General features: G+C 70.2%; 14 protein-coding genes. 7 read left to right on the forward strand and 7 right to left on the reverse strand.

The window, feature by feature from the left end; genetic code table 11:
* The first annotated feature begins 276 nt into the window (after window positions 1–276).
* The 4 genes from MILUP08_RS16910 (at window position 277) to mshC (ending at window position 3,843) form a co-directional block, all read left to right on the forward strand.
* Window positions 277–990 carry an MSMEG_4193 family putative phosphomutase gene (locus MILUP08_RS16910; RefSeq protein WP_007459790.1) on the forward strand — a complete coding sequence of 238 codons (714 nt, stop codon included), beginning with the start codon at window positions 277–279 and terminating at the stop codon, window positions 988–990.
* A gap of 151 nt (window positions 991–1,141) precedes the next feature.
* Window positions 1,142–1,723 carry a DUF3090 domain-containing protein gene (locus MILUP08_RS16915; RefSeq protein ID WP_007459792.1) on the forward strand — a complete coding sequence of 194 codons (582 nt, stop codon included), beginning with the start codon at window positions 1,142–1,144 and terminating at the stop codon, window positions 1,721–1,723.
* On the forward strand, window positions 1,720–2,538 hold the full coding sequence (locus MILUP08_RS16920; RefSeq protein ID WP_007459794.1) for an SCO1664 family protein: 819 nt from the start codon (window positions 1,720–1,722) through the stop codon (window positions 2,536–2,538). The genes MILUP08_RS16915 and MILUP08_RS16920 overlap by 4 nt, the downstream gene beginning before the upstream one ends.
* A gap of 66 nt (window positions 2,539–2,604) precedes the next feature.
* Window positions 2,605–3,843, forward strand: coding sequence for a cysteine--1-D-myo-inosityl 2-amino-2-deoxy-alpha-D-glucopyranoside ligase (gene mshC / locus MILUP08_RS16925; protein ID WP_007459796.1), 1,239 nt, complete (start codon window positions 2,605–2,607; stop codon window positions 3,841–3,843).
* 124 nt (window positions 3,844–3,967) lie between these two features.
* Here the strand turns inward: mshC and MILUP08_RS16930 are convergent, their stop codons facing one another.
* The 3 genes from MILUP08_RS16930 to MILUP08_RS16940 form a co-directional block, all read right to left on the reverse strand.
* The gene (locus MILUP08_RS16930; protein ID WP_237747097.1) at window positions 3,968–5,140 is read right to left on the reverse strand and encodes an alpha/beta hydrolase family protein; all 1,173 of its coding nucleotides are present in this window, start codon (window positions 5,138–5,140) and stop codon (window positions 3,968–3,970) included.
* A 189-nt stretch (window positions 5,141–5,329) separates the two neighbouring features.
* A complete protein-coding gene (locus MILUP08_RS16935) occupies window positions 5,330–6,121 on the reverse strand; it encodes a GntR family transcriptional regulator (RefSeq protein WP_039908197.1) in 792 nt (263 codons plus the stop codon).
* A 122-nt stretch (window positions 6,122–6,243) separates the two neighbouring features.
* On the reverse strand, window positions 6,244–7,113 hold the full coding sequence (locus MILUP08_RS16940; RefSeq protein ID WP_007459801.1) for a PAC2 family protein: 870 nt from the start codon (window positions 7,111–7,113) through the stop codon (window positions 6,244–6,246).
* 262 nt (window positions 7,114–7,375) lie between these two features.
* On the opposite strand from MILUP08_RS16940, the gene metH reads away from it, so the two are divergent.
* Window positions 7,376–10,891 (forward strand): methionine synthase, encoded by a 3,516-nt coding sequence (gene metH / locus MILUP08_RS16945; protein ID WP_007459803.1) that lies wholly within the window; start codon window positions 7,376–7,378, stop codon window positions 10,889–10,891.
* 69 nt (window positions 10,892–10,960) lie between these two features.
* Here the strand turns inward: metH and MILUP08_RS16950 are convergent, their stop codons facing one another.
* Entirely contained in the window at window positions 10,961–11,602 is a 642-nt protein-coding gene (locus tag MILUP08_RS16950; protein ID WP_007459805.1) for a GNAT family N-acetyltransferase, read from the reverse strand.
* A 160-nt stretch (window positions 11,603–11,762) separates the two neighbouring features.
* Entirely contained in the window at window positions 11,763–12,212 is a 450-nt protein-coding gene (locus MILUP08_RS16955; protein ID WP_007459806.1) for a hypothetical protein, read from the reverse strand.
* Window positions 12,213–12,630: 418 nt separating this feature from the next.
* On the opposite strand from MILUP08_RS16955, the gene MILUP08_RS16960 reads away from it, so the two are divergent.
* Together MILUP08_RS16960 and MILUP08_RS16965 are read left to right on the forward strand one after the other, a co-directional pair.
* Window positions 12,631–13,149 carry a YcxB family protein gene (locus MILUP08_RS16960; RefSeq protein WP_144056946.1) on the forward strand — a complete coding sequence of 173 codons (519 nt, stop codon included), beginning with the start codon at window positions 12,631–12,633 and terminating at the stop codon, window positions 13,147–13,149.
* A 199-nt stretch (window positions 13,150–13,348) separates the two neighbouring features.
* Window positions 13,349–13,693 carry a hypothetical protein gene (locus MILUP08_RS16965; RefSeq protein WP_144056947.1) on the forward strand — a complete coding sequence of 115 codons (345 nt, stop codon included), beginning with the start codon at window positions 13,349–13,351 and terminating at the stop codon, window positions 13,691–13,693.
* A 114-nt stretch (window positions 13,694–13,807) separates the two neighbouring features.
* Here the strand turns inward: MILUP08_RS16965 and MILUP08_RS16970 are convergent, their stop codons facing one another.
* On the reverse strand, window positions 13,808–14,467 hold the full coding sequence (locus tag MILUP08_RS16970) for an MSMEG_1061 family FMN-dependent PPOX-type flavoprotein (protein WP_007459816.1): 660 nt from the start codon (window positions 14,465–14,467) through the stop codon (window positions 13,808–13,810).
* 55 nt (window positions 14,468–14,522) lie between these two features.
* Window positions 14,523–15,173 (reverse strand): VOC family protein, encoded by a 651-nt coding sequence (locus tag MILUP08_RS16975; RefSeq protein WP_007459818.1) that lies wholly within the window; start codon window positions 15,171–15,173, stop codon window positions 14,523–14,525.
* Window positions 15,174–15,232 lie beyond the last annotated feature (59 nt).

Genomic DNA, 15,232 nt, shown 5'->3' on the forward strand with positions numbered 1-15,232 from the left:
CAGCCCCAATGACGTCGGCGGGTCGGTCAGGCCGCCGGGAGGGTGTTGGCACCTCGGCGGCTCGTGATCGACTCGGGTTCCTGGAACCCGTGGTATCCGGACAACCGGGACACCCCGGTATCCAGGAACCCGAGCCGATCACGGGTCCGCACACGACAGAGGCCGGGCGGGACGCGACAGGAGCCAGCCGGGACAGAGGTCCGGGAAGGATCCCGGGGGCGGCCTGGAGGGTGGTGCGGAGCCCACGGCGGTCGAGGGTGCGGCGTAGGCCCTAGGGTGATCGGTGTGGCGACCCTTCTGCTTCTGCGACACGGCCGTACGACGGCGAACGCCGACGGTGGCCTGGCCGGTCGGCAGCCGGTCGAGCTGGACGACACCGGGCGCGCCCAGGCCACGGCGGTGGGCGAACGGCTGCGGGCGGTGCCGCTGGCCGCCGTCGTCACCAGTCCGTTGATCCGCTGCCGGCAGACCCTGGAGCTGGCGTTGCCGCAGGCCACGCCGGTGGTCGAGGACGGGCTGATCGAGTGTGACTACGGCAGCTGGGAGGGGCAGCCGCTGAAGAAGCTCGCGAAGGAGCCCCTCTGGCCGGTGGTCCAGCAGCACCCGAGCGCGGCGGTCTTCCCGGAGGGGGAGGCGATGGCGGCGATGGCGGCCCGTGCGGTGGCGGCGGTCCGCGCGTGGGACGCCCGGGTGAGCGCGGAGCACGGGTCCGAGGCGGTCTGGTTGGCGTGCAGCCACGGCGATGTGATCAAGGCCATCGTGGCGGACGCTCTCGGCGTACACCTGGATGCTTTTCAGCGGATCGTGGCCGATCCGGCGTCGGTCACGGCGATCCGGTTCACGCCGCTGCGACCGTTCCTGGTCCGGCTCAACGACACCGGCGGTGACCTCGCCGCGCTGGTTCCGGCGCCGCGCAAGCGGCGGCGGCGGACGGCCCGGGCGGCCGACTCGGACGCCGCCGTCGGCGGCGGGGCGGGTGCGTCCCGATGAGGTACGCCACGACACCGCCCTCTGCGTCGGAGCACGCCAGGACGGCCGCCACGCCCGGGTGTGGCGCCCGCTACACCGGGCGCGTTGCCCCTGCGGCGATTCGGGTCGGTGGGGTGCGCGACGCCATGGCGGGCCGGATAGGGTCGTGGGTATGACCCACCAGGTGCACGCCTTCGAACCGCCGGAGCGGTTCGTCGCCGGGACTGTCGGGCCGCCGGGGGAGCGCACGTTCTTCCTGCAGGCCCGCGGCGGCGGCAGGCTGGTCAGCGTCGCGCTGGAGAAGGTCCAGGTGTCCCTGCTCGCCGAGAAGCTGGAGGAGTTGCTCACCGAGGCGCAGCGTCGCTTCGGGGTGGACCTGCCGGAGCTGGCGCCGGTGGTCGGCGACAACGAGCCGCTGGACACTCCGGTCGACGAGGAGTTCCGGGTCGGGACCCTCGGGCTGGCCTTCGACGTGGACACCGCGACCGTGGTGATCGAGGCGATCGCCGCCGGCGAGGTGGAGCCCGAGGTCGAGCTGGGCGACGAGGACGACGAAGACGACGAGGACGAGGACGAGGAGCCGGACGAGGACCTGGACCGGCTGCGGGTCCGGCTCACCCCGCAGGCCACCCGCCAGTTCATCGAGCGGGCCCGGCGCGTCGTCAACGCGGGTCGGCCGCCGTGCCCCCTGTGCGGCCAGCCGTTGGATCCCGCCGGGCACCTGTGCCCGCGGCACAACGGTTACCACCGGTGACCTTGTCCGGCCTCGAGCCTCTGCGCGACGGTGACGCCGCGCTGCGGCTGCTGCGCGACGGCACGCTCGACCTGGAGGGCCGGCTGGTCGACGCGTCGAACACCACCCTGCGGGGCATCCTGACCCTCGACGGCGTCACGGCCCGCTGCGTCTACAAGCCGGTGCGCGGCGAGCGCCCGCTGTGGGACTTCCCGGACGGCACCCTCGCCGGGCGGGAGGTGTCGGCGTTCCTGGTCTCCGACGCCACCGGTTGGGGTCTGGTGCCACCCACCGTGCTGCGCGACGGGCCGTTCGGTCCCGGCTCCTGCCAGCTCTGGATCGACGAGCCGGACGACGCCGAGCCGCTCGTCGGGTTCGTGCCGGCCGACGAGCTGCCGCCACGCTGGTTCCCCATCGCGGCGGCCCGCGACGACGACGGCGTCGCGTACGCCCTCGCGCACGCCGACGACCCCCGGCTGGCCCGCCTCGCGGTGCTCGACGCGGTGATCAACAACGCGGACCGCAAGGGTGGCCACGTGCTGGTCGGCGCGGACGACCGGATCTACGGCGTGGACCACGGGGTGAGCTTCCACGTCGAGGGCAAGCTGCGGACGGTGCTGTGGGGTTGGGCGGGCAAGCAGTTGCCGCCGGACGCCGTGGAGATGCTCGACGGGCTTGCCGGGCAGGTCTCCGGGGCGCTCGGGGACGAGCTGGCCGATCACCTGACGATCAGCGAGGTCGCCGAGCTGGCCGCCCGCATCGACGTCCTGCGGGAGACCGGTCGCTTCCCGCAGCCGCCGGAGGACTGGCCGGCGGTGCCCTGGCCGCCGATGTGACCCGCTGTCATCTTGATCACCCGTGGGGCGGCCCGGTGCCGCCTGAGGGCTGGTTAGGCTGAGGTCATGGAGTCTTGGGCGGGACACGAGGTGCCACGGCTGCCGGGCAGGGGCGAGCCGTTGGCGTTGTACGACTCGGCGCGGCAGGGTGTCCACCCGAGCGAGCCGGCCGACGCGGGGAGCATGTACGTCTGCGGCATCACCCCGTACGACGCGACCCACCTCGGCCACGCCGCCACCATGATCACGTTCGACCTGGTGCAGCGGATGTGGCGTGACGCCGGCCGCCCGGTGCGCTACGTGCAGAACGTCACCGACATCGACGATCCGCTGCTGGAGCGTGCCGCCCGCGACGGCGAGGACTGGGTGGTCCTGGCGATGCGGGAGACGGCGCTGTTCCGCGAGGACATGGAGGCGCTGCGGATCATCCCGCCGGAGCACTACGTGGGCGCCGTCGAGTCGATCCCGGACATCGCCGACAAGGTCGAGGTGCTGCTCAAGGACGGCGCCGCGTACCGGCTCGACGACGGCACCGGCGACGTCTACTTCGACGTCTCTGCCACCGGCCGATTCGGCTACGAGTCCAACCTGACCCGCGAGCAGATGCTGGAGATCTTCCCCGAGCGCGGCGGCGATCCGGACCGCGCCGGTAAGCGGGATCCTCTCGATCCGCTGCTGTGGCGGGGTGCCCGCGAGGGTGAGCCGTCCTGGCCGGGCGGGGAGCTGGGGCCGGGCCGGCCGGGCTGGCACATCGAGTGCGCGGTCATCGCGCTGAACCTGCTCGGCGACCGGATCGACGTCCAGGGTGGCGGCAACGACCTGCTGTTCCCGCACCACGAGGCGTCCGCCGCGCACGCCGAGCGGCTCACCGGCCAGGCGCCGTTCGCCGAGCACTACGTGCACGCCGGGATGATCGGCCTGGACGGCGAGAAGATGTCCAAGTCGCGCGGCAACCTGGTCTTCGTCTCCCGGCTGCGCGCCGACAAGGTCGACCCGATGGCGATCCGGCTGGCGTTGATCTCCGGGCACTACCGCGGTGACCGCACGTGGACCGACGAGCTGCTCACGACCGCGCAGGAGCGCCTGGACCGCTGGCGGCGGGCCGCCGCCGCGCCCGCCGGGCCGTCCGGGGCCGAGCTGCTGGCCGGGGTACGCGAACGCCTGGCCGACGACCTGGACACCCCGGGCGCCCTGGCCGTGGCGGACCGTTGGGCCGACGCGACCCTGGCGGGCGCCACGGATGACCCCGAAGCGCCCGCCCTCTTCGCGAACACGGTCGACGCCCTTCTGGGCATCCGCCTCTAGCCCACCGCGCCCGGCGGACGGCCGCACGCCGCCCTGGCAGGTTGATCGACTCGGTTTTCAGGAAGTCGCGGTGTCCAAACGCGTGCAACGCACCGATTTCCAGGAAGCCGAGTCGATCAATGCGTCACGGAATGAACGCCACCTCGGGGAAGGCCCGGCTCGGGCCGCTCAGGAGGCGACCGCCCCGGTGCCGCAGGTGCAGGTCGAAGAACGCCAGCGGGTACGCCTGCCCGATGCGGACCGCGCGGGCGGGGTCGAGATTGCCGATCAAGCCGACGAGTTCCTCGTCGCTCATCCCGATGACCCGTGCCAGTTGCGGAATCAGCCACTGATTGTCGCCGTAGGACGAGTGGAGAGCTTCGGCGGCCTGGATGTTGAGTCGCCATCCGCGTAGGTGCGTGAAGAACTCGGCGACGGCGGGCTCCGCGGCCTGCGTGTATGCCGCCGTCATCAGCATGAACGGCCGGTACAGGTCGGCGGTGGGCATCGGCTGTGACACCATCGGGCCGTCCAGGCTCAGCCCTGCCCGGATCCGCTGGTCGGTGCCCATGGTCAGGGCCGTCGCGGTACCGCCCTTCGACCAGCCGAACATGCCGATCCGGCTCAGATCGAGGGCTGCGCCCAGCCCAGCCGGCAGCGCCGCGTGGTCGACGTCGGGGTTGGTCCCGGCGGCCAGGTCGGCGATCTGGTCGAGGACGAATCGAACATCGCGGGTGTAGGTCCACGGCGTGGAGTCGAAGTCCTCCTCCTGGACGGTGACTCGGCCGTCGGGGAATTCGCTGAACCCGTCGTACGTGTGGTCCACGGTGACCACCACGTACCCGTGGCTGGCGAGTTCCTGCACCACGATTGTGGTGTCCGACCGGTGACTTCCGGCGCCGTGCGAGTACAGCACCACCGGCAGCCGTCGACCCGAGTGCCGCACCGGGGCACCCGCGTGGCCGGCGGTCAGGGGCGCCAGCACGGCGTCGGGGTCGAATCCGGCGGATTGCAGCAGCGTGCGCATCGAGGCGGCGGTCATCCACGGGGCGAGCGGGTACCGCCGCACGTCCCGGGCGGGGTACCAGATGCTGACCATCAGCTCCCGGTACCGCCCCGGCCCGGCCAGCGGTTCCGGCCGTGACCGGTCGACCAGGTGCAGCGGCACCGTGCCCACGCGGTAGGGCCCGGTCGGCCGGGGGAGAGTGAGCCGGACCGGACCCGAGTCGGCGGTGGCCGCCGTGGCGCGGCCGGCGATGCCCATCGGTACGCCGACCCCCACCGCCAGCGCGGCTCCGACAAGGCCACGGCGCGTCATCCCCTGTGCACCAACAGGTTTCACGGTTGGCATTGGTCCTCCCCTGGGTTGCTCGACGCCGGAACCGGCGGCCCGGCCATCGATATACTCGCAGTATATATACCGAGTGTATAGATGCAACGGTTGCGGCCAACTCCAGAGGCGCCTGGCGATGTCTCGCAGATCTCCGAGCGGTCCGCGAGGCGACCGCTAGCCCAGGACCAGGCCGGGGTCGGGTTCCGGGTCGGGGGTCGGGCCGGGGATCTTGTACTCCTCGGTGAGGGTGGTCATCGGGCCGGGCCAGGTTGCCTGGGCCACCTCGATGGGCTTGCGGTTCGCGTCGTACGCCACGTGCAGCAGGTGCAGCACTGGGGTGTCCGGCCGGATCTGGAGAGTCTCGGCCTCCTCCCGGCTGGGTTGACGGGCGCTTATCGTGTCGGTGGCCGAGACGTACCGCCGGCCGGTGGCCTCCTCGGCCTCCTGGTAGAGCGGCCGGCCGAACGCCTCGGCGCGCTCCAGCGAGGTGCCTGCGGTGTCGGCGGGCAGGAACCAGGAGGCGCCGACCTCGACGGGGGAGTCGTCGGTGCGGACGAGGTGGCGGCGGCAGAGCAGGTCGGTGCCGTCGGAGACGCCGAACGCGTCGGCGACCTCGGCGGGGGCGGGGGAGCGCCCGACCGAGACGAGCTGCTGACGGTACCGGGCGGCCAGGTCGGTGTGGTACCCGCGGAAACCGCCGTACCGGCCCCGGGAGAGCCGGTTGAGTCGGCGCCGGGTGCCCCGGACGTACGTACCGGAGCCGGGTTTGGTGATCAGGATGCCCTCGACCCGCAGCTGATCGACGGCGCGCTGCACGGTCTGCTTGGCGACGCCGAACATCTCGGCGATGGCCGGGATGGACGGCAGGCGTTCGCCCGGCCCCCAGTCACCGCGGCGGACCTGGGCCTTGAGCTGCGTGGCGATCTGCCGGTGGGGGAACTCGGCCGCGCCGGGGTTGATCTGCACACCCGCCTCCTTGATCACATCTAGGTTCCTAGGATGCCCCAGCGGGTGTGACGGCGCCACCCCGGACACGCGAAAACGGGCCCCCGGACCGAAAAGGTCCAGAGGCCCGCGGCGAAACGGTGCTACCAGGAGCCGGCAGTGGGACCGGCCGAGCCGCCCCGACGCCGGAGGTACTTCTCGAACTCCTGCGCGATCTCGTCGCCGGTCAACGGGGTGATGCCCTCGTCGCCGACCCGTTCCTCCAGCTCGCGGACGTACTCACCCAGCTCGGCGTCCTGCTCGGCGGCGCTGCGCACCCGCTGCTCCCACTCGGCGGACTCCTCGGCCAGGTCGGCCATCGGCACCGGCAGGTCGACGACCTCCTCGACCCGGTGCAGCAGCGCGAGGGTCGCCTTGGGGCAGGGCGGATTGTTGGCGTAGTGCGGCACGTGCACCCAGAACGACACGGCGTCGACCTCGGCGCGGGCGCAGGCGTCGTGCAGCACGCCGACGATGCCTGTCGGCCCGTCGTAGCGGGTCGGGGTGAGCTGGTAGCGCTCCGCGGCCTGCGCGTCGGAGGCGCTGCCGCTGATCGGCAACGGCCGGGTGTACGGCACGTCGGCAAGCAACGCGCCGAGCAGCACCACCCGTTCCACCTCCAGGCTGTGGCAGATCTCCAGCACCTGCTCGCAGAACGTCCGCCACCGCATGCTCGGCTCGATGCCCCGGATCAGCACCACGTCCCGCTCGGTGCCCTCGGGGCTGGCCACCATGAACCGGGTCGTCGGCCACTCCACCCGGCGGGTCTCCCCGTCGGCCATGGTGATGGTGGGCCGGCTGACCTGGAAGTCGTAGAAGTCCTCCGGATCCAGCTCGGCGATCTGCCGCGCGTTCCAGACCTGCTCCAGGTGCTCGACGGCCGCGGTGGACGCGTCGGCGGCGTCGTTCCAGCCCTCGAATGCGGCAATGGCCACGGGGGACCGCAGTACCGGCAGTCCGTCGAACTCGGTCACGCCGTCACCTCACCCTGCTCGTCGCGGCCGACACCGGGACCGCGCCCGGTCGTCGGGCCGTGGTGCACGGTGGCGTCCCTGTTGTCCTTCACGTCCGTCAGCCTACGTGCCGGGCAGGGATGCGGCCCGTCGGCCGCGCCGGTCCGCTCGGTCCACCACCGGTCATACGGCAGCGAACCGGACAGCGTGATCCGCCCGACACAATATGGGATCGGGCACGGAGGGCGCTCGGGTTCACGCAGGACCGCACTAACCTGAACGGGTGCGGACTTCGTTGCTGGATGTGCTGGCCGATCGGATCCTCATCGCCGACGGGGCGATGGGCACGATGTTGCAGGCCGCTGACCTCACGCTCGACGACTTCGACGGCCTCGAAGGGTGCAACGAGATCCTCAACGTGACCCGGCCGGACGTGGTGCGGGGGGTGCACGACGCCTACCTGGCCGCCGGCGCGGACTGCGTGGAGACCAACACGTTCGGCGCCAACCTGGCCAACCTCGCCGAGTACGACATCCCGCAGCGCATCCGGGAACTGTCCGAGGCCGGCGCGCGGATCGCCCGGGAGGCGGCCGACGCGGCAAGCACGCCGCAGCGGCCCCGGTTCGTGCTCGGCTCGATCGGGCCGGGCACCAAGCTGCCGACCCTCGGGCACGCCCCCTACGCGACCCTGCGCGACGCGTACCAGGAGAACGCCGCCGGTCTGATCGTCGGTGGCGCGGACGCGTTGATCATCGAGACCTGCCAGGACCTGTTGCAGGTCAAGGCGGCGGTGGTCGGGTCGAAGCGGGCGATGGCCGAGCTGGGCCGGTCGGTGCCGATCATCTGTCACGTGGCGGTGGAGACCACCGGCACGATGCTCGTCGGCAGCGAGATCGGGGCGGCCCTCGCCGCCATCGAGCCGCTCGGCGTGGACCTGATCGGGCTCAACTGCTCCACCGGCCCGGCCGAGATGAGCGAGCACCTGCGCTACCTGTCGCAGCACTCCCGCATTCCGCTGTCGGTGATGCCGAACGCCGGCCTGCCGGTGCTGACCGCCGACGGGGCGTACTTCCCGCTGACTCCCGTGGAGCTGGCCGAGGCCCTGGAACGGTTCATCACCGAGTACGGCGTGGGGCTCGTCGGCGGCTGCTGCGGCACCACGCCGGAGCACATCCGGGTGCTGTCGGAGCGGCTGCACGGCCTCACCGCCCCGGCGCGCGAGCCGCGGCACGAGGCGGGTGTCTCGTCGGTCTACCACCCGGTGCCGTTCGCGCAGGACGCGTCGGTGCTGATGGTGGGGGAGCGGACCAACGCCAACGGTTCCAAGGCGTTCCGGGAGGCGATGCTCGCCGGTGACTTCCGCGCCTGCGTGGAGATCGCCCGCAGCCAGGCCCGCGACGGCTCGCACCTGCTCGACCTGTGCGTGGACTACGTCGGCCGCGACGGCACGCAGGACATGCGGGAGCTGGCCGGCCGGTTCGCCACCGCGTCGACGCTGCCGATCATGCTGGACTCGACCGAGCCGAACGTGGTGGAGGCCGGGCTGGAGATGCTCGGCGGTCGGTGTGTGGTCAACTCGGTGAACTTCGAGGACGGCGACGGCCCCGACTCCCGGTACGCGCGGGTGATGCCTGTCGTGCGTGAGCACGGCGCGTCGGTGGTGGCGCTGCTCATCGACGAGGAGGGGCAGGCGCGTACCCAGGAGTGGAAGGTCCGGGTCGCGGCGCGGTTGATCGACGACCTGACCGGCCGGTGGGGCATGGACCGCGCCGACATCCTGATCGACGCGCTGACCTTCCCGATCGCCACCGGGCAGGAGGAGACCCGCCGCGACGGCCTCGAGACGATCGAGGCGATCCGGGAGATCTCCCGCCGCTACCCCGGGGTCAACTTCACCCTGGGCATCTCGAACATCTCCTTCGGGCTCAACCCGGCAGCCCGGCAGGTCCTCAACTCGGTGTTCCTGCACGAGTGCGTCCAGGCCGGTCTGACCTCGGCGATCGTGCACGCCAGCAAGATCCTGCCGATGTCGAAGATCCCCGACGAGCAGCGCGAGGTCGCGCTCGACCTGGTGTACGACAGGCGCCGCGAGGGGTACGACCCGGTGCAGCGCTTCCTGGAGCTCTTCGAGGGCGTCGACGTGACGAGCGCGCGGGCCACCCGTGCGCAGGAGCTGGCGGCGCTGCCCCTGGACGAGCGACTCAAGCGGCGCATCGTCGACGGCGAGCGCAACGGCCTGGAGGCCGACCTGGACGAGGCGATGGCCGGCGGCCGGTCCCCGTTGTCGATCATCAACGACATCCTGCTGGACGGCATGAAGGTCGTCGGCGAGCTGTTCGGCTCCGGGCAGATGCAGCTGCCGTTCGTGCTCCAGTCCGCCGAGGTGATGAAGACCGCGGTGGCGTACCTGGAGCCGCACATGGAGACCACCGAGGACGGCGGCAAGGGCCGCATCGTGCTGGCCACCGTGCGCGGCGACGTGCACGACATCGGCAAGAACCTCGTCGACATCATCCTGTCCAACAACGGCTACGAGGTCGTCAACATCGGCATCAAGCAGCCGATCAGCGCCATCCTGGACGCCGCCGAGCAGCACCGCGCCGACGCCATCGGCATGTCCGGACTGCTGGTCAAGAGCACCGTCATCATGAAGGAAAACCTGGCCGAGATGGCCACGCGCGGGGTCGCGGAGCGCTGGCCCGTGCTGCTGGGTGGGGCGGCGCTCACCCGGGCGTACGTCGAGGACGACCTGCGGTCGATGTTCCCCGGCCAGGTGCACTACGCGCGGGACGCGTTCGAGGGGCTGTCCCTCATGGACAAGGTGATGACCGCCAAGCGCGGCGGCGCCCCGGTCATCGACCCGGAGCGGGAGGCGGCCCTCGCGACCCGGCGAGCGCGCCGCGAGCGGCAGCGCTCGGTCGTCACCGAGTCACTGCCGGAGCTGCACGACTCGTCGGTACGCTCCGATGTGGCCACCGACGTGGCAGTGCCCACCCCGCCGTTCTTCGGCACCCGGGTGGTCAAGGGCGTGCCGATGGCCGACTACGCGGCGCTGCTCGACGAGCGGGCCACCTTCCGCGGGCAGTGGGGGTTGAACGGCGCCCGGGGCGGCAACGGCCCGTCCTACGACGAGCTTGTCGAGACCGAGGGCCGGCCGCGCCTGCGGTACTGGCTGGACCGGCTGATCGCCGACCAGGTCCTTGAGGCAGCCGTGGTGTACGGCTACTTCCCCGCGTACTCCGAAGGCAATGACCTGGTGGTGCTCGACGAGAACGGGCACGCGGAGCGCGCCCGGTTCTCGTTCCCCCGCCAGCGCCAGGAGCGACGGCTCTGCCTGGCCGACTTCTTCAAGCCCAAGGGCGACCAGCTCGATGTGGTCGCGCTGCAACTGGTCACCGTCGGTCAACCCGTCAGCGAGTACGCGGCGAAGCTGTTCGCCCGCAACGAGTACCGCGACTACCTGGAGGTGCACGGCCTGTCCGTGCAGCTCACCGAGGCCCTCGCCGAGTACTGGCACCGGCGCATCCGCGCCGAGCTGACCCTGCCCGACGGGCGTCCGCTGGGGCACGACGACCCGACGGACCTGGCCGGCATCCTGCGCAACGACTACCGGGGCTGCCGGTACGCGTTCGGCTACCCGGCCTGCCCCGACCTGGAGGACCGAGCCAAGATCGTGGAGCTGCTGGGGTCCGAGCGGATCGGCGTCGAGCTGTCCGAGGAGTTCCAGCTGATGCCGGAGCAGGCCACCGATGCCATCGTGGTCCACCACCCGGAGGCGAGCTACTTCAACGCCAAGTAACGGGTGCAGGGTGGCTGAGCTCCTCGACGCCGGTCAAGACGCGCGATCAGCGGCTATCCGGATGCGGGATCAGAGGCCGAACGAGGCTCGGCAGCGGTCCATGCCGTCGACCCTGACGGCCAGCCGCTTGTGCTGGCGCCACCGCTGCAGAGTCAGCCGCAGGCGGTCGGAGACGACGGCCTCGCCGTCGCGCGCGTCGACGGAGATCCCGTCACGCTCGTAGCCGAGTTTGCGCGATACACCCTGGGAGGCGTGGTTATCCTGGAACACCTCGGTCAGTGCGGCGGTGGCACCGAGATGATCGAAAGCAAGGGTCAGTAGTCCAGCCCTGGCCTCCGTGCCGTAGCCCTTGCCCTGATGCTCCAAGCCGAGCCAGGCCGAGGTCGTCACCTGTCGCACCACCGTAAAGTCCTGTGCGCGAAGCGTGACCAACCCGATCGGCTGATCCGCCCGGAAGACCCCCATTCCGAGCCGCCATGCTGCCACGTCCCAAGACGCGAGCTGGTGCCAGTGCCCCTGCAGGACAGATTGGGCCCGGTCCGTATAGGTGCCATCCGTCCATGGCGTCAGGAATGGCCGTTCGTCGGGACGATGCACGCCCTGGCCCGCGAGACCAGCTAGCTCAGCGAGCTCATCCTCGCGTGGCAAACGCAGCTGCAGGCGCGGTGTGACGATGGTGAGACCGTACAGGGGCCACAGGTCAGCGAGCATGTCCCGCATCCTTCCGGCCAAGATCCGGCTGGGCAAACGGAATGCTGTCGACGCACCGCGATGTCGGGCTCCACTTGATGCGTTACGGAATGCGCTCAGATGATCCGTTACACATCCGGCTGGACGATCTTGGTTGTTTCTGGTCTCGGGCTACTGGTCGTCAGTCCCAGAAGTTGAACAGCAGCTCGCCGACGGTGATCGGCTTCCAGCAGTTGATCTGGTCGTGCTCGGAGGGGTCGAGAGCGCTCAGGTCGACCTGTGACAGAGGGGTTCGTAGCTGCTCGACGGTGAGGACCTGGGCGTCGGTCAGGTTGGTGATGGCGTCGGCAAGGTCGCGGTGGTCGACGAACGTGACGGTGACGTCGCCGCCGGCTCGGGTGCTTGCGAAGGCGATGAGGGGCAGTGCGATGTGCTGCAGCACCGCGATGTGGTGCTGGGCGTGGGCGATGTCGACGGTGTGGAAGTTAGGCGTGACACCGGCAGGAGTCACGCCGGTGACGGTGGCGTCGATGGCGCGGGCGGCGTGGTGACAGACGGCGGTGAAGGCGCCCAAGTCCGCCTGGTGGCCGGAACGCGGGTTGAAGCCGGTGGTTCCGGGTGGCAGCTTCATGGTCCGGCTCCCTGGTCGTCGCGGTCGGTGCAGGCTATCCGACGCTGTCGTGCAGGTTCGGGCTTGCGGACCTTGAACCGGGCGATGGGCTTGGTGGTCGTGCGAGGCACCTCGGTGAGGAGTTGGTCGCCGTCGGGACGCGGAAGGTAGTGTCGGGGCCTTCGACGATGAGGGTTCGAGCTGCCTGGCCGATGCCGACGTGGATTCTCTGGTCGGCGATGACGAGGGCGCCGGGGCTGCTGACGCGTTGTTCGACGCGTTGTGGTTCGGGTGTCGAGGTGGGTGGAGGTCCGCCCCAGCCTCGTCGTTCGCCGGGGCCTCAGCCCTCGTGTGAGCGTCAAGGTCCGCTTGACGGGTGGGTTGCGACTACGGTCGCACGATCTTGACCCTCTGCCGCACCTCTTGCCATGCTGCGCCGGTGCAGCACCCCATGCAAGACGGCGTTGAGGTGACGATTCTTCGTAACCGGCGAGATCTTCGCCGCACTACGCGCGAGATCTACACTCGCGAGATCGGCTGGGTAAGCCTAGGGGGAATGATTGCGGGGCTGACTGGAGTGATCGCCCTCTGCGCTGAGCAGTTGGTTGTGGCGGCTATTTGTTCGCTGGGCGTCTTGGCCGCTTGGACCTACCAGTGGTGGCGCATTGAACTGATAGTTTGGCGTTTCCCTGACTGGGCGTACAGGCCAGTCACCTTTCGGATCTCTGAGCAAGGTGTGGAGATAGAGACTGCGGTATCTCAGCGTCAGATCCGATGGGAGGACATGACGGACGTGCTCGTCACGCCCGACGCTTACTTCTTTGGATCGCCGAATCAGAAGGGAATTATTCTGCACCGCAGATCTCTGGCCGAGCTGGATACGGCTGCAATCAACTCAATTATGGAACGGTGTCGGGAGCCTGTGGATGGGTCAACGAAGCCAGTTCCGTTGGACTGACATTCGTGGGTAACGGCGAACAACGCTTCGGACGAAAGTTCAGCCTGCCCGTCCCGTGCCCCGACACGCGGGTTCACAGCGGCGACGCTTCCGCCTCCATGCCGACGCTCGGTAGCTGCGTCTCATGTGGTTCGACTACGTATCGTGCAGGTCGATGCGATTCCCAAGCTGAGCGTCCGAGCCTGCGATGATGTGTGCCGTGAGTCAGACGGTGGGATGGGACCGCGTTGTCGAGGGCGCTCGTGTCCGCTTCATGCCCGGCCAGGGCGACGATCCTGCGACGGCCGACAACATCGATGCCCACATCTATCTCGTTGACGGTAGCCATCGGCACGCCACCTTCATGACGACGGTTGAGGTCGGCCGGGTCCTGCGAAGGTGGGCTGAGACCGGGGAGGCCGGCGGCGGTCAGTACTTCTGGTGCTCCGACTTGGTCATCGTCCCGAGACCGGGCGTCGAAGCGATGGCGGCGGCCCTGGGAGAGATGATCCGCTCCGGTGACGTCGAGGTGATTCTCAGCAAAGTGGAGGACGGCTCGATCTAGCTGAGTGACTAACCGGGTGACGGTCGGCTTGGACGTCAACGGACGAGCGTGGACACGCCTAATCAAGAAGGGGGACCGCGCAGTCGTCCGGATCTGCCGGCGGTCCAACCACTATCACTCGTAGCGGTACTTGAGCGAGTCCGCCTCCGCCTGTTCGATGTCGGCGATCGTCAGCTCCGGCATCCGTAGCTGTGCCAACGTCACCTCGGCGGAGGTCGGCTGGGCGTCCGCTGGCAGCCACCGCTCCGGGTCCCAGACCCCGGTGCGTAGGAGCGACTTGGGGCAGTGCGGGTAGACCTCCTCGATGCCCACGACCAGCGCGCTGGCCGGTGGCTTGCCCACGGCGGTCAGCTGCGACAGCAGGTCGGGGCGGGTGGAGACGCAGGCCCGGCCGTTCACCCGAAGCGTCGTGGTGCGCCCCGGGATGAGGAACAGCAGCCCGGCCCGCCCGGTGGCGATGACGTTCTGCAGGGTGTCCAGGCGCTTGTTGCCGGTCGCGTCCGGGATCGCCACCGTCCGCGCGTCCAGGACGGCCACGAACCCGGCGGGGCCGCCGCGCGGGGAGACGTCGCAGTTGCCCTCGGCGTCCACGCTGGCGACCAGGACCAGTGACGAGCAGCCGATCAACCGGCGGGTCTGGTCGGTGAGTTCGGTCATCTGTTTACGCACGGCCGCCTCACTCGGAAGTTCGTAGGCCCGGGGCAACGTTTCCTGATCGGGCACGGCGTCGAGGCGCAGCGAGTCGAACGCGGTGGTGGCAGGGGCTGGCGTCATGCCGCCGACCCTATGGGGCCTACAGCAGCCGTGGGGGGACCACGATGGCCCCAGTTCAGACCGTCCCGGACGCGCCGGCATCCCGGCCGACCCAGGTGGCGACGCACACCTCGTTGCCCTCGGCGTCGGCCAGAACCCACCACATCGGCGCGTGCGCGTCGGACACCAACCGGCCGCCGGCGGCCAGGGCCGCGGCGATGCGCGCCTCGGCCTGATCATGCGGGACGGCGACATCGAGGTGCATACGGTTGCGGTGCGAGCGCGGTACGTCCATCTGCTGCAACCCGAAGCCGGGACCGCGGCGCGACGGGTCGTAGAGGTAGTCGTGGCCGATCGGGGAGTAGCCGAGCACCGCGCGCCAGAACGGCAGCACGTCCGCGCCGACGAGCGCGTCGAGGGTGACGTTGATGACCTGCACGGCGGTCGGGTCGGCAGAGAGCCCCCGATCCCGCGCGGCCGCTGAGATCCGCCGGGCCAGCCCGGCATCGCGCCGGGACAGGGACACCGTGACGCCGGCGCCGCGCAGGTCGATGCTCAAAATCTGTTGCTCGGCCTCGTCGGCGAGCCGGCCGATCTCGTCGACGAGGGCAATGCCGTCGGTCAGCGAAACGGTGGGGAAGTGGGCGGAGACCAGGTGGTACAGGGAGCGCCAGTCCTCGACACCCTCGGCGGCGTGAAACTCCGTTGCCGTGATCTGCCGAGTCATGCCGGCGAACCTAACATCGGACGCCCAACCGGAGAGCAGGCGAGACTCCGTCCAAGGAC

This window comes from Micromonospora lupini str. Lupac 08, from assembly GCF_000297395.2.
In the GTDB taxonomy this organism is placed as follows: Bacteria; Actinomycetota; Actinomycetes; order Mycobacteriales; family Micromonosporaceae; genus Micromonospora; species Micromonospora lupini.